We start from the raw sequence: 13,395 nt of genomic DNA on the forward strand, positions 1-13,395 counted from the left end.
GAAGGACTCCAGATTAAATGGGAAAACAGGAAGAACCGCCGCGCCACGTGCAGTGGCGCGGCGGCACACGCTCACGCGTGCACGGCCTTTTCGATGACCGGGAACATGTCCGACGGATCGGGGCGATGCGTATAGTCGGGATTGACTTCCGAATACAGCACGATGCCGTCCTGGCCGATCACGTAGCGTGCCGGCATCGGCAGCGTCCAGCCCGGATCGTTGTTGATTGCGGGCAGGTCGTTCTTCAGCATCTTGTACAGGTCGACCAGATAGTCGGGCAGGGTGAAGCGCAGGCCGAACGCCGCGCCCGTCTCGCCGTTCACGTCGCCGAGCACCGGGAAATCGAGGTGGTTCGTGCGGACCGACTTGCGGCTGTTGACGGCCGTCTGCGGCGAAATCGCGACCATGTTCGCGCCGAGCGCCGTGAGCTGCGGCAGCGCTTCGTTCAGCGCCTGCAGTTCGAGGTTGCAATACGGGCACCAGACACCGCGATAGAACGTGACGACGAGCGGCCCCTTTGCGAGCAGGTCGACCGACGACACGTCGTTGCCGTCCTGGTCTTTCAGGCGGAACGTCGGCGCGCGATCGCCGGCCTTGATCGCGCGGGCGGCCTGGCCGCTCGCGATCAGTTCGGCCGTCGCGCGTTCCATGATCGGATGGATTCCGGGCGGCGCGTTGTACGGCGGCTTGCCGGCCTTGAAGTCGGCCTTGAATGCGTCGAGTTTGTCCTGGAGCGACATGGCGAATCTCCTGTGCGTGGATGGAAGTCGGGTTGCGTGGCGGGCGAGCGTTCGGCTCGTCGTGGAACCCATCTTCGGCGAAGCGCTGTCGTGTCGGTAGCGGGCTCGGGCGCATAACTTCCATTCTCGGCGGGAATGGGCACGGCGTGACGGCGTGACGGCAGTCGTCAACGCAACGCGCCCGTCGCGGCAACAGGGCCGGCGACGGGCGCGGTCGAAACGGACGCGGGCGCCGGCATCGGGACCGCATGCCGGCGATGCCGCCGTGCTTACTTCACGGGCGGAAAATCGACGACCGTGTCGTTGATGCGGTTGAACGTGTTGGTGAAGATCGTCAGCGCGATCGCGAGCGAGATTTCAGCGAGTTGCGCGTCCGTGTAGCCGGCTTCGCGGATCGACGCGAATTCGTCGTCGGTGATCGTGCCGCTGGTCCGTTGCAGGTTCAGCACGAAGCGGATCAGCGCGTCGCGCTTCGCGTCGCCGGTGTTCGGCTGGGCCGAGCGGATCGCGCGCAGCGCGTCGGCCGACAGGCCGGTCATCTTGCCGAGCAGGTTGTGCGCGGCGACGCAGTAGTCGCACCCGGTGTCGGCGCTGACGAGCAGCTTGATCGTTTCGAGATCCTGCTTGCTCAGCGTGCCGCCGGCGAGCGCGCCTTCGGCGTTGAGCACGGCCGCGAGCGCGTTCGGCGCGAGATGGCCGACGGCGGCGAACAGGTTGGGGACGGTGCCGCCGGCGATCTTGCGGACTTGTGCGTACACGTCGGCGGTCGCGCCGGTGGCGGATTCGATGGCGGGGATGGCGATGCGGCTCATGACTGGCTCCTTGATCGGAAAGTTGGCGCCCGTTCGTTCGGGGTGACTCAACTTTAGAAGCGCAGGCCGATCCTCGTAAGACGCAAAATCGCCAAATTGATGCTCAAAAGTATCAAACGGATTAGCGGCGGCTCGCGATCGCCGGTACCTGAAACCGGCTCCGGCTCCGGCTCCGGCTCCGAGCCCGGCGGTTCCCCGGCGCTCTACTTCCGGCTTTTCAGGAAGGTTCGCCCTTCGACCGTGATCGACGCGCCGGAGCGGCCGTGCACGGGATGGCTGACGAAACCCGCGCTGACGAGTTCCCGCGCGATCGACCAGCCGAGCGCCGGCGCATCGCGTCCGTAGCGAACGTCGGCGAGGCGTTCGAGCGCCCAGATTGCGGAGGCTGACAGGTTGGGGGTGTTGGACGTGTCGTTGTCGCTCATCGCTTCCTCGGGGAATGGAGATTCGGGGTGGGCGGCGCAATGCCGCAAGATTGGCGAGGCACGCGTCAGCACGCCTGCAGCAAGGGCAGCAGCGCGTGAAGCGCCGCTTCCTCGTCGGGGCCGGTGGCCAGCACCTGGGCCGACATGCCGCCGTGTACCTGTAGCGACGCGATGGCGACGCCGTCCTTCGCGTTCTCGCTATGCCCGTTCGCGATCAGCAGGATGTCGCTTTCGAAGCGGCGTGCCGCGTCGACGGCCGCGTCTCGCGCGGCACAGCCGCGGTTGCGGTTCCACGCGGGACCGATTTGAACGTACACAACGGTTGCCACGATGCTGGAAAACCTCCGGACGGGTGGTCGGGATCGGTACGCGGCGCCGGGCCGGCAACGCACCGGGGGCGCGCGAAACGCGGTTTCACGACGCGTGTCGCGTACATCGTATGGCCGGCCTTTCACGATTTCCCGCGGGGTCGCGGGGCGTCGATCGGGTGGCCGAGGTGCGCCATCCGGTGCGAACATGCCGGCATCCTCACTGAAGCCGCCTTCAAGTTCGTCGAATGTTGCGAAGTGGGGGATTATAATGCATAGGTCAGATCATGTGTATTGCATTATAATGTCGTGTGCGCCGATACCGGTCCGCCGCTTCGTTGGCGGGCATGTCCCGGCCACACTCGCCCGGGCGCGCGGCCTGCTCGCCCGGCATTTCTTTATCGACCGACCCGAACTCCTCCCGAATGGAAGCTGCAATGAACGCCGCCCCCGCCTGCCCGCAATGCGCGATGGAAAACACCTACCCGGACGGCACGCTGACCGTGTGCGCGGACTGCGGCCATGAATGGTCGGCCGGCGCCGGCGCCGAAGCGGGCGACGAACCGGCAGGCGACGTCGTCAAGGACGCGAACGGCAACGTGTTGTCGGACGGCGATTCGGTCGTGCTGATCAAGGACTTGCGCGTGAAGGGCTCGTCGATCACGCTGAAGATGGGCACCAAGGTGAAGAGCATCCGGCTCGTCGGCGGCGATCACGAAGTCGACTGCAAGACCGACATGGGCGGCTTCATGCTGAAGGCCTGCTATCTGAAGAAGGTCTGAGCGCATACTGCGATCGACCGTTCCCATCCGGCTAGCCGAGTATGATCGAGGATCGCACTTCCTACGAAGCATTTGTCAGATTCCTGGCGACGCCGCTGAACGACGGCCGGCCTTTCGTGCTGGAGACGCGGCACGCGCTCTCGCTGCACTTCGATCATTTCGGCACGCAGAGCTTCATGTCGCTCAGGGATCCGGCCCGGCTCGAGCTCGGCTATACGCGCGTGATGATGGGCTTTCTGCTGCTGCAGCCCGAGCCTGCACATATCTGCATGCTCGGGCTCGGCGGCGGTTCGCTCGCGAAGTACTGCTACCGGCATCTGCCCGGCGCGGCGATCGATGCGGTCGAGATCAACCCGGACGTGATCGCGCTGCGCGACGTGTTCAGGATTCCTGCCGATGACGCGCGGTTCGCGGTGGTGTGCGCCGACGGCGCGGATCACGTGGCGAGGGCGGACATCCGGACGGACGTGATCCTGCACGACGTGTTTGTCGCCGACGGCACGCCGGGCCGGTGTGCCGGCGCCGCATTCCTCGACGCGTGCCGCGCGCGCCTGAGCGAAACGGGTGTGCTGGCGATCAACCTGATGGACGACGATCCGGCGCTGCCGCAGCATCTCGAGCTACTGCGATCGGTGTTCGGGTCGTCGTATGCGCTGGTGCCGTGCGGCGACGACAACAACTTCGTCGTGTTCGCGTGGAAGGACGATCGCCGGCTGCCGTCGCTGCGCATCCTGCTAGAACGCGCGCTCGCGTGTGCGCAGGCGGGCGAGCTCAAGCTGGCGGCCACCGCAAGGCGGATGAAGGCCGGGGAAGGCGTCGATCCGCAGCGGCTGGTCTGGCGTGCGCAATCGCACGGGCGATGGGAAATCGGCGCGTAACCGGTGCGTAACCGGCGCCGCGGGCGCGGCCTGTGCGGCCGCGCTTACTTCACGCGCTTGCCGAGCGCACTCTTGGTCTTGTACGTCACGCCGTGCCGGTCGAGATACTCGCGGATCAACTGCCGTACGACTTGCGACGGCGTGAGATCCTGCTCCGCGCAGAGCATCTCGAAGGCTTCTTTCTTCGCGGGGTCGATCAGGACGGTCAGGCGGGCGGTTTTCGTTTCCATTGCGAGGCGAGGGTGGTCGGTATGTTAATCAAATTATAATCGATCCGCTTTCGGCGCCACCGCCGGAAATAGCATCGTCGCGTCCGATCAGCGCCTGCTGCTGCGGAGCAACGCGAGCAGGTCGTCGATCACGGGCACGATCGCGAGCGTGACGAGCACGGCGGCGAGCGGCACGGTCGACACATAGCCGACATGCTTGAAGCCGATCGCGCCGGCCAGGCCGCCGACGAAGAACGACGCGAGCATCGTCGCGTGAATCCTCAGTTTCGAGCGGTTCGCGATCACCGCATGCGCGTCGACGTCGACGGCCGACCGGTTCCAGTAGAACAGCTTGCCGAGCTCGATGCCGAGGTCGGTCACGATGCCGGTCATGTGCGTCGTGCGGATCTCCGCACCCGACAGCTTCGTGATCGTCGCGTTCTGCAGCCCCATGATGAAACACAGCAGCGTCACGGTCACCGGCACGAAGAACGTTTCCCACAGCGCGAGGTGGCTGCCGAGCAGCCCGAACAGAAGCAGCAGCGCGGCCTCGACGAGCAGCGGCAGCATGAACTGGCTGTGCAGGCCGCGGCGGCGGCCCCAGTTGACGAGGATCGCCGAGCAGCTCGCGCCGACCAGGAACGACCCCAGCGAGCTGATGCCGGCCAGCGCGAGCCGCACGTCGCCGAGCGCCGTCTGGTCGGCGATCGCCGACACGATGCCGCTCATGTGCGACGTGTATTGCTTGACCGCGAGGAAGCCGCCGGCATTGGCCGCGCCGGCGACGAACGCGAGCGAAAACCCGAGCTGACGGTTCGCGGTCGCGCTGCGGTGTTTTCCCGTCAGGTTTCGAAAGTACTGCGCTGGCATAGGGGCTTCGCTCAATCGCCGCGGATCGCGGGCAAGGACGGCAAGACCGGCGCCGGACGGCCGCGCGGGCAGGTCGCCTGCGCCGGGCACCGGGTTTCTCGAATCATGTGATGAACATGATAATGCCATTATCATACTCTGTTAGCCGGATGGCGCTTTCAGTACAATGGTACGAGGCGCAGTCGGCCTGCGGTTTCGCTGCCGCGCGGCCCGCGTTCGCGATCACTTCTGCCCACCGCTTCATGACCCCGACCAAGTTCATTCTTCGCTACACGGCGATCCCCTTCACGGCCATCGTGGCCGTGGTGATCTGGACTGTCATACCATCGTCGAAAGAGATCGATGCGAGACAATATGCGGCGCTGTCGCGTGCGTACACGAGCTTCCCGCTGCCGTTTCGGCACGAGATCTCGGAAGCGATGGAGCAGGGCCGGATCAACGACCGGCGCTACCAGACACTCGTGCGCGATTCGCTGGGCAATGGCGTCGCGCTGGACTGGCCGGCGTCAGGTGTCGGCGACATCGCGGACGAACGACAAAAACTGGCCGAACTGATTCAGGCCGATTCGAATCTTCAAAGGCAACACCCATGAAAACTCTGCTGGTTGCTGTGGCATTCGCGCTGATCATCGCGAGCCTGATCTTCGCGCTGTATTTCATGAATCACGATCGCGGCAAGTCCAAGCGGATGGCGTGGTCGCTCGCGGCACGCGTCGGGCTGTCGGTCACGCTGTTTCTGTCGCTGCTCATTGCGTACAAGCTCGGCTGGATCGAACCGACCGGGTTGCCGATCGGGCGTTGAGCGGGGCACGCCCCGTTGCATGCGGGGCGTTCTTGCAAATGCAAGTTTGATTCTGTAATAGCAGTGTTGTGATAAGAATACTTATCCTGACGGCGCTGGTCCGTAACGGATGAACGTGCTGCGAGTCGGGTAGATCCCCCGTCTATCGGGCGATCGCGTGCCGTCGGATCGCGCTTGAGGACGCTGGGCTTGCATGGCGGTATTCGCGGCCGGCGCGAAGCACGTCACTTTCGGCCGACGGACCTTCAGCGCAGCAATGCTTCGTCGCGAAGGGTGCCGGGCAGCGGCAATTCGGCGAGGCCGTCGCGTATCGCATACGCGGTCACTTCGGCCACGTTATGCAACGACAGTTTCGTCATCAGATTCTGACGATGCTTGCGTACCGTCAGCACGCTCAGATTCAGCCGGGTGGCAATCTCCTTGCTGGAGTGGCCGTTGGCGATCAGCACGAGGATTTCCTTCTCCCGTGCGGTGACCGGCGGCGCGGCATCGCCGCGCGCGTTCTCCAGCACATGGGCGAGCGCGTCGCTGATATAGCGGATACCCGACAGCACCAGGGAAATCGCATGCAGCAGTTCGTCGCCGTCTTCGTGCTTGAGCATGTACCCGTCGACGCCGATCGCCACAGCCGCGCGGACCGTGACGGGGTTCTGATTGCCCGTGACCACCAGGATCCGGGTCTGCGGCGATTGCGTCTTGATTTGCTTCGCCAGTTCGATGCCGGGATAGCCGGGCAGATCCAGATCCAGCAGCAGTAGATCCGCCTGCGTATCGCGCACCAGTCGAGCGGCGATCTGCCCGTCTCCGGTTTCCCCCACGACCTGCCAGTTGGCGCGCGTTTTCAGCAACAACTTCAACCCGTCGCGAATAATGGCGTGGTCTTCGGCAAGCACGATTTTTTTCATTTTTCTTTCGCCTTCTCTTGGATCACCCGGAAGTGCATTCCTTTGCGACAATACGACGCGATCGCCGTTGCTGGCGCGTCTCGCGGCGGACCAGATCGACACCAGACCAGTTTAACGCCGGATCCGCTACGCGACTTTGAAATGGCAAAAAGGATAGCGCAAGAATATCGTGCCAACGTGCGCCTCGAACTGGTCAATACGCTGTACCGCCAGTCGCCGCCCATCCTGTTCGGCAACCTCGCCGTGGTCAGCCTGACGACCTTTCTGCTGTGGAACGAGGTGTCGCGACGCACGCTGCTCGGATGGGCCGCGGCGATCTGCGTGCTGACCGCGATCCGCGCCGTGATGGTATGGCGCGATCGTTGCGCTGGCGAGCATCCCGTCGAGACGGCCACCGGCCGCGCCCGCCGATACGTGTTGTTCGCGGGTTTGTCCGGCTGCCTGTGGGGCGCCATGGGCGTCCTGTTTTTCTCGCCGCACAACACGATCGTGACGGCCTTGATCTGCATCGTGCTGGCCGGCATGACCGGCGGCTCGGTGGCGTCGCTCTCGTCGTGGTGGCCGACCTACGTTGCTTACGCATTGCCGACCGTGCTGCCGTTCGCGATTCGCTCTTTCGAGTATGGCAATGCGCTGTTTTCGGTGCTCGGATTGCTGTCGCTGTTCCTGCTCGCGGTCAATCTCGCGTTTAGCCGGACGCTGCAGCGTACCGTGCGGGACGCGGTCTCGCTGCGCTTCGAGAACGTCGACCTGATCCGCCAGCTGACCGCGGAGAAGGAGCGCGCCGAACTCGCCAATCGAAGCAAGTCGCAATTCCTGGCCGCCGCCAGCCATGACCTGCGTCAGCCGACGCATGCGCTGGGCCTCTACATCGCGACGCTGCGCGCGATGGCCCGGGCGCCGACCGTCGAGGGAAGCGCGCTCGACGATATTGCCGAACGGCTTCGGACCGCGTTGAAAGGCATGTCGCAATTGCTGAACGTATTGCTGGACATTTCCCGGCTCGACGCGGGCGTGATCGATGCCGAGCCGCGCCGCTTTCCGTTGCAGCAGGAACTCGATGCACTGGACAATCAGTTTCGTCAGGCCGCGTTGGCGAAAGGATTGACGCTCAGGATCCGGCCGACCCCGATCTGGCTGGAAACCGACGCGGTGCTGCTGCACACCATCCTGTCGAACGTGTTGTCGAACGCGGTGCGCTATACGTTGAGCGGCGGGATCCTGGTGGCTTGCCGCCCGCGCGGCACCGACGTCGAAATCCAGGTCTTCGACACCGGCATCGGCATCGAAGCCGATCAGTTGCCGAACATTTTTCGGGAGTTCTACCAGATCGGCAATGCGGCGCGCGACCGGGAACAGGGGCTGGGCCTCGGGCTGGCCATCGTGCAGCGCACGGCGGTGCTGATCGGGGCCAGCGTGCAGGTGCGCTCCGTAGCGGGGCGCGGCTCGCTGTTCTCCGTGCGGCTCGCTGCGATCCGGCATGCGCAGTCGCGCGACGCCGCGATGAATCAGCGGAGCAGGGGCCCGGAATCCGGGCACGGGCGAACGCGGAAAACCTTTCTTGTCGTCGACGACGATCGTGACGTGCTGGCCGGCATGCAGACCCTGCTTCAAACCTGGGGGCACACCGTGGTCGCCGCGCAATCGCTGGAGCGCGCAATCGAGCTGGCCGCATCCCGTCGCGCCGAGCTGGACATGATCGTGACCGATTTCAGGCTGGCGGGTCACGTGACCGGCGCGGATGTGGTCCACGCGGTGTTTCGGGTCATCGAACGCGAGATTCCGGCCATCATCATTACCGGCGATACGTCGCCCGAGGGCATCCATGCTGCTTCGGCGAGCGGCTTCAGCGTGATGCACAAGCCGCTCGATCCGCAGGAAATGCAGGCGTTGATCGACGCATCGGCCTGACGGCCTCGTTCCCGCTCGCGCCGGTACATCGGCGTGAAGCATTCGACGCGTCAGCCTGCGCGGCGAATACTGCATATGCGGTATTTACCCAAACGAATCGCGTGCAGTACCTTCGCACCTGCTGGCAATCGTAAAAAAACAGTAGCGCGGGGTATCGAAGAAAGCCTGGATAGCCGGGGAGACCAACCCGTCGTTCGGGCCGGCGTGCAGTTGGCCGGCCCGATCGCGGCGGCGGCAGTGCCGCATGTCCGATCGAATCGGCACGTCGCCGGCGCGGCCCGATGCGGCGGAAGAGCCGGGCAGACCGGACGCGGCCGATTTTTCCAGGCGCCGTACTTTCGGAAAGCATCGCGACAGGGTGCCGTGCCTGCACCCTGGATCGCGTTCACCTTGCGCATGAGCCGACCGGCGGATCGCGGTCGAATCCTTGAACGGCAATGACTTTGGCGTCATCGCCCGCCCGCCTGGAGCGCAACGGTTATGCAAAATCTGCCCAATATCATGGTGGCCGCGTTGCCGGCCTTCGCGGTGCTGATCGCGGTGGAAGTCGTGCTCGCCGCGGTGCTCGGAAGGCGGCTGTACCGGACCCGCGATACGCTGGCGAATATCGCGCTTGCAGCAGGCGCGTTCGTCGCCAGCGTCCTGACCGGCGGGCTGGTGCTGACGGTGCTGAGCTGGGTGTACGCGCACCGGCTTTTCACGATCCCGATGAACGTATGGTGGGCGTGGGTGCTGTGCTTCTTCGCGGACGATTTCAGCTACTACTGGTTCCATCGACTGAGTCACGAGGTGCGCTGGTTCTGGGCGTCGCATTCGGTTCACCATTCGTCGGAACAATACAACCTGTCGGTGTCGCTGCGCCAGACATGGACGGGCACGATCAGCGGATCGTTCCTGTTCTGGGCGTGGATGCCGTTGCTCGGGTTCCATCCGAAGATGATCCTGTTCATGCAGTCGGTGAGCCTGATCTATCAGTTCTGGATTCACACGGAAGCGATCGGCAAGATGCCGCGCTGGTTCGAGGCGCTGCTGAACACGCCGTCGCAGCATCGCGTCCATCACGGCAGCGATTTCGACTATCTGGATACGAACTACGCCGGCACCACGATGATCTGGGACCGGCTGTTCGGGTCGTACACGCCGGAGCGCTTCACGCCGCACTACGGCTTGACGTCGAGCATCGGCACCGACAATCCGTTCAGGATCGCGTTCTACGAGTGGGGCAACATTGCGCGCGATCTCGCGAAGGCCGGGAACCTGCACACCGCGATCCAGTACCTGATCCGGCCGCCGGGCTGGAGCCCGGACGGCAGTTCCCTGACGACGCGTGACGCGCGGCGCGCGACGCAGCAGGTTTCCTGAGCAACGGATACGCCGGCGCACTGCGCTGCGCTGCCCGGCGCCATGTCGTGCTCGCGCGGGAATTGCCGGGAATGGCGGTTCGGGATACCGGATGACATCGGAGTGACAACAAGGAAAACACCTATGGCGAACCCACGCGACCCGCATGATCCGCATTCAGGCGCCGTCCCGGCCAGCGCCGGCCGCCGGCAATTTCTCGGGTATGCCGGTGCGGGATTGTTATCCGCGGTGCTGCCGGGTTGCGGCGGTGCGGACAGCATTCAGCAGCAGCCGACGTATGGCGCAACCATCGCCGCGGGGCGACACACTATTCAGGCCGCGCTCGACGCGGACCGACAGAACCTCGCCAGCATCTCGGTTGCATTGCTGAAGGGCAACCAGGTGGTGTGGGCAGAGGCGTTCGGGAATGCGGTGGTCAGCCCGGCCGCCGCCGCGACGCAGGCGACGCGCTACAACATCGGCTCGGTCACCAAGGTCATCGCGGCACTGGCCGGCGTGATCCTGCAGGATCGCGGGCTGATCGACCTGGACGCGCCGATCGTGCGCTACGTGCCGTCGTTCTCGATGCTGTCGCCGCAGTACGCGCAGATCACCTCGCGTCATCTGCTGTCGCATTCGTCGGGGCTGCCCGGTCAGAATGTCAGCAACATGTTTGCGTATGTCCCGATTCCGGGCTATGCGGAGGTGGCGCAGCAGGTGCTCGCCAACGAACACCTGAATCATCCGCCGGGCCAGTTCGCGGTCTACTGCAACGACGGCTTCACGATATTCGAACGGGTGGTCGCGGCCGTCACCGGTCAAAGCTTTACGGAATTCGTTCAGCGCAATATCCTCGCGCCGCTGAACATGACGAATTCCGGCTTTCTGACCAGCGTGCCGACCCGCGGCGAATTCGCGCTGGCATACGCGAACGGGATCCAGTACGGGCAGGAATTCTCGAATCCTTACGCGACGGGTGGCCTGTCGACGACGCCGCTCGACATGATGAACCTCGCGCAGCTGTTCATCGGCAACGGCATGTTCCAGGGGCAGCGAATTGCGTCGGCGGCGGGGATTGCCGACATGCTGACGGACCAGACCGACCGGTGGCAGATCAAGTCGACCCGGCTCGGCTATTCGTACGCATTCGGTCTCGGCTGGGACGACGTCGACGATCCGGTGCTGCGCGCCGCCGGCGCCGCGGCGGCGTACAAGAGCGGCGGCACGCAGTTCTTTTCCAGCCATTTCTACGTGCTGCCGGCCGCGCGGATGGCGTTGATGATCACGGGCAGCATGGGCTACGACGCGGGCAGCATCGCGCCGTCGATCCTGCTGCAGGCGTTGCAGGAAGACGGCGGCATCGCCGCCGCGCCCGCGCGGGTGAATACCGTTGCGCCGCCGGCGGCGGCGTCGCCGGACGTTTCCGCGGTCAACGGCATTTACGGCAACGAGTCGACGCCGGTGCAAGTCGCCGTGAACGCGGACGGCAGTCTGGCGTTGACGAAATGGAGCGGCACGGCGTGGGCGGCGCTCAGCCCCGGCGGCGCGCCATACCGGTATCGCAGCGACGGCTGGTGGTGGAGCGACGGCGATACCTCGTCGTACCGGTTCGATATCCTGCCGGGTACGGACGACGCGGGCAATGCGGTGAGCAATCGGTATCTGACCAAGCGTGTCGTCGACAGCTCGGGCTACGTGTTCCGCGTCGCGCCGTATGCGCAGCAGTTGCCGGAACGGTCGGCGCTCGATGCCGCGTGGCAGGCGCGCGTGAATTCGTCGTGGAACGTGATCAACGAGTCGGTGCAGTCGGTATCGCCGGCCAGCACGCTGCGCGTCTCGCTGGGCAACCTGGACGCATTGCCGGGCTATGTGCTGTTCGGTTACAGCACCAATGGCGGGGCCCACACGAGCTACCAGTTGTTGAAGCCGCTGGCCGACGATCGCTGCGGCATGTCCGTCACGGTGCCGGTCATGCTTGGTCGCGATCTGTTCGAAATCAGCATGACGACCGTGAACGGCGTCGAGACGATGGCGGCTTCCGGATGGCTGTGCCAGCGGGCGTGAGCATCAAGGCGAAGGGTTCGAGGATTGACAAGCATCGCAGCGTCGGCGATGCGGGGCCGGCGGGGCGCCGGTTCCGCGGCACGCCGACTGGTGCGACCCGAGGCCCGGCAGCTATCGTCGCCGCAGTCCGCGTCTGCAGCCGGACTCGATGCGGTGTGGCGCGCGCGTCTGGGCACGCAATGGGTTGCCACGAGCGAAGCGGCCAATAACGAGTTACTGGTACTCAAGGATGGAATCTTGAAAATGTCATTTGGATAACTGAGTGAACTGCCGGGCTACGTTTTATCCTCCGCCGACGGGGATTTTCAGTTGCTGGTGCCGCTCGCGGACGATCGCGGCGGAATGTCGGTGAAGGTGCCGGTTTTTGCCGGCATGGCTCTCGACCAGACGCAGATCGTCGGCGTGAAGATCAATCCGCCGTCCGACTATACGTGGGGGCGCGGGTGGGATACCGGCGCGGAAAGGGCGCTTCACGGCGTGGGCGTCGCCGCGTGGCAGAAGAACGGCGACACCTCCTCCTCGAGCACGCTGTTCGTATTGCCCGACGCACGGATGGCGCTGATGATCTCGGGCTACGCTGGATTCACGCCGGCGGCGCTCGCCGAGGACATCCTGCTGCGCGCGCTGGTCGAAGACGGCACGATTGCCGCACTGCCCGCGCAGGTCGGCACCACGCAGGCCGTACCGGCCGCGGCGCCTGCAATGGCTGGGGCGGCCGGCTCTACGCCAGTTGCGATACGGTCTTGCAGGTGGGCCTCGACGCGAACACGCTCACGCTGGACGTCTGGACGGACACCGGCCGGGTGCCGCATGCCAACAGCCCGTTCCGGTACGGCAGCGACGGCTGGTGGTGGAGCGTGAGCGGCAGCGGGCCAAACTTCGGTTTCGCCGTCGTGGCTGACCCGGATGTTGCGGGTAACAGCTACCGCTACCTGATGGTGCGTATGACCGAAAATGCCGGTTATGACTATCTGACGGCGCCTGTCTTTCAGCAGCTCGCCACCAACCTGCCCGCACTCGATGCGACCTGGAAGGCGCGCATGAGCAAGCCATGGCAGGTGAGCAACGAGTCGCCCGCCACGATTCGCTATTTGACGCATGCGGGTGTGCTGCAGGCCAGCCTGGGTGAGTTGACGAACGCGTCGGGCTACATCCTGATGCGCAACTGCGACGATAGCGGCAAGCCCACCTGGCAGATGCTGCTGCCGCTGGCCGACGACCGGGCCGGGATGGCCGTCAAGATTCCGGGCGTGAATGGTCGCGATCTGTGGGAGGCCGTCTTTACGACCGTGAACAATACGCCCACGATGACGATCGGCGGCGTGACCTACACGCCGGCAAGTTGATC

Annotated in this window: 16 protein-coding genes; 9 read left to right on the forward strand and 7 right to left on the reverse strand. The window is 64.8% G+C overall.

Annotated elements, in window-relative coordinates; genetic code table 11:
* Positions 1 to 71 precede the first annotated feature (71 nt).
* From JYG32_RS34585 to JYG32_RS34600, 4 genes are all read right to left on the reverse strand, one after another.
* Positions 72 to 740 (reverse strand): peroxiredoxin-like family protein, encoded by a 669-nt coding sequence (locus JYG32_RS34585; protein ID WP_213268104.1) that lies wholly within the window; start codon positions 738 to 740, stop codon positions 72 to 74.
* A 269-nt stretch (positions 741 to 1,009) separates the two neighbouring features.
* On the reverse strand, positions 1,010 to 1,552 hold the full coding sequence (locus JYG32_RS34590; RefSeq protein ID WP_213268105.1) for a carboxymuconolactone decarboxylase family protein: 543 nt from the start codon (positions 1,550 to 1,552) through the stop codon (positions 1,010 to 1,012).
* A 203-nt stretch (positions 1,553 to 1,755) separates the two neighbouring features.
* A complete protein-coding gene (locus JYG32_RS34595; protein ID WP_213268106.1) occupies positions 1,756 to 1,977 on the reverse strand; it encodes a hypothetical protein in 222 nt (73 codons plus the stop codon).
* 65 nt (positions 1,978 to 2,042) lie between these two features.
* Entirely contained in the window at positions 2,043 to 2,306 is a 264-nt protein-coding gene (locus JYG32_RS34600; protein WP_249744964.1) for an HPr family phosphocarrier protein, read from the reverse strand.
* A gap of 416 nt (positions 2,307 to 2,722) precedes the next feature.
* Here JYG32_RS34600 and JYG32_RS34605 point away from each other — a divergent pair, with 416 nt between their 5' ends.
* Complete coding sequence (locus tag JYG32_RS34605; protein ID WP_031401187.1) at positions 2,723 to 3,067, forward strand: zinc ribbon domain-containing protein YjdM; 345 nt, start codon at positions 2,723 to 2,725, stop codon at positions 3,065 to 3,067.
* A gap of 41 nt (positions 3,068 to 3,108) precedes the next feature.
* Entirely contained in the window at positions 3,109 to 3,945 is an 837-nt protein-coding gene (locus JYG32_RS34610; protein ID WP_213268107.1) for a spermidine synthase, read from the forward strand.
* A 44-nt stretch (positions 3,946 to 3,989) separates the two neighbouring features.
* Here JYG32_RS34610 and JYG32_RS34615 read toward each other — a convergent pair whose 3' ends face one another.
* Positions 3,990 to 4,175, reverse strand: coding sequence for a ribbon-helix-helix protein, CopG family (locus JYG32_RS34615; protein WP_021158209.1), 186 nt, complete (start codon positions 4,173 to 4,175; stop codon positions 3,990 to 3,992).
* A gap of 87 nt (positions 4,176 to 4,262) precedes the next feature.
* On the reverse strand, positions 4,263 to 5,024 hold the full coding sequence (locus JYG32_RS34620; RefSeq protein WP_213268108.1) for a YoaK family protein: 762 nt from the start codon (positions 5,022 to 5,024) through the stop codon (positions 4,263 to 4,265).
* A 242-nt stretch (positions 5,025 to 5,266) separates the two neighbouring features.
* Here JYG32_RS34620 and JYG32_RS34625 point away from each other — a divergent pair, with 242 nt between their 5' ends.
* Together JYG32_RS34625 and JYG32_RS34630 are read left to right on the forward strand one after the other, a co-directional pair.
* Positions 5,267 to 5,617 (forward strand): hypothetical protein, encoded by a 351-nt coding sequence (locus JYG32_RS34625; protein WP_174382297.1) that lies wholly within the window; start codon positions 5,267 to 5,269, stop codon positions 5,615 to 5,617.
* Positions 5,614 to 5,826 carry a twin transmembrane helix small protein gene (locus JYG32_RS34630; RefSeq protein ID WP_174382277.1) on the forward strand — a complete coding sequence of 71 codons (213 nt, stop codon included), beginning with the start codon at positions 5,614 to 5,616 and terminating at the stop codon, positions 5,824 to 5,826. Before JYG32_RS34625 ends, JYG32_RS34630 begins: the two co-directional genes overlap by 4 nt.
* 245 nt (positions 5,827 to 6,071) lie before the next feature.
* On the opposite strand, the gene JYG32_RS34635 is transcribed toward JYG32_RS34630, so the two are convergent.
* Positions 6,072 to 6,731, reverse strand: a complete 660-nt coding sequence (locus tag JYG32_RS34635) for a response regulator (protein WP_213268109.1) — start codon at positions 6,729 to 6,731, stop codon at positions 6,072 to 6,074.
* Here JYG32_RS34635 and JYG32_RS34640 point away from each other — a divergent pair.
* The 5 genes from JYG32_RS34640 (at position 6,702) to JYG32_RS34660 (ending at position 13,393) form a co-directional block, all read left to right on the forward strand.
* Positions 6,702 to 8,642 carry an ATP-binding response regulator gene (locus JYG32_RS34640; protein WP_249744965.1) on the forward strand — a complete coding sequence of 647 codons (1,941 nt, stop codon included), beginning with the start codon at positions 6,702 to 6,704 and terminating at the stop codon, positions 8,640 to 8,642. The genes JYG32_RS34635 and JYG32_RS34640 overlap by 30 nt on opposite strands.
* 480 nt (positions 8,643 to 9,122) lie before the next feature.
* A complete protein-coding gene (locus JYG32_RS34645) occupies positions 9,123 to 10,004 on the forward strand; it encodes a sterol desaturase family protein (RefSeq protein WP_174382279.1) in 882 nt (293 codons plus the stop codon).
* 123 nt (positions 10,005 to 10,127) lie between these two features.
* Complete coding sequence (locus JYG32_RS34650) at positions 10,128 to 12,047, forward strand: serine hydrolase domain-containing protein (RefSeq protein ID WP_213268110.1); 1,920 nt, start codon at positions 10,128 to 10,130, stop codon at positions 12,045 to 12,047.
* A gap of 309 nt (positions 12,048 to 12,356) precedes the next feature.
* Positions 12,357 to 12,908 carry a hypothetical protein gene (locus tag JYG32_RS34655; RefSeq protein ID WP_213268111.1) on the forward strand — a complete coding sequence of 184 codons (552 nt, stop codon included), beginning with the start codon at positions 12,357 to 12,359 and terminating at the stop codon, positions 12,906 to 12,908.
* A complete protein-coding gene (locus JYG32_RS34660) occupies positions 12,791 to 13,393 on the forward strand; it encodes a hypothetical protein (RefSeq protein ID WP_213268112.1) in 603 nt (200 codons plus the stop codon). The genes JYG32_RS34655 and JYG32_RS34660 overlap by 118 nt, the downstream gene beginning before the upstream one ends.
* Positions 13,394 to 13,395: the final 2 nt, after the last annotated feature.

The organism is Burkholderia pyrrocinia, from assembly GCF_018417535.1.
GTDB classification, from domain to species: Bacteria; Pseudomonadota; Gammaproteobacteria; order Burkholderiales; family Burkholderiaceae; genus Burkholderia; species Burkholderia pyrrocinia_E.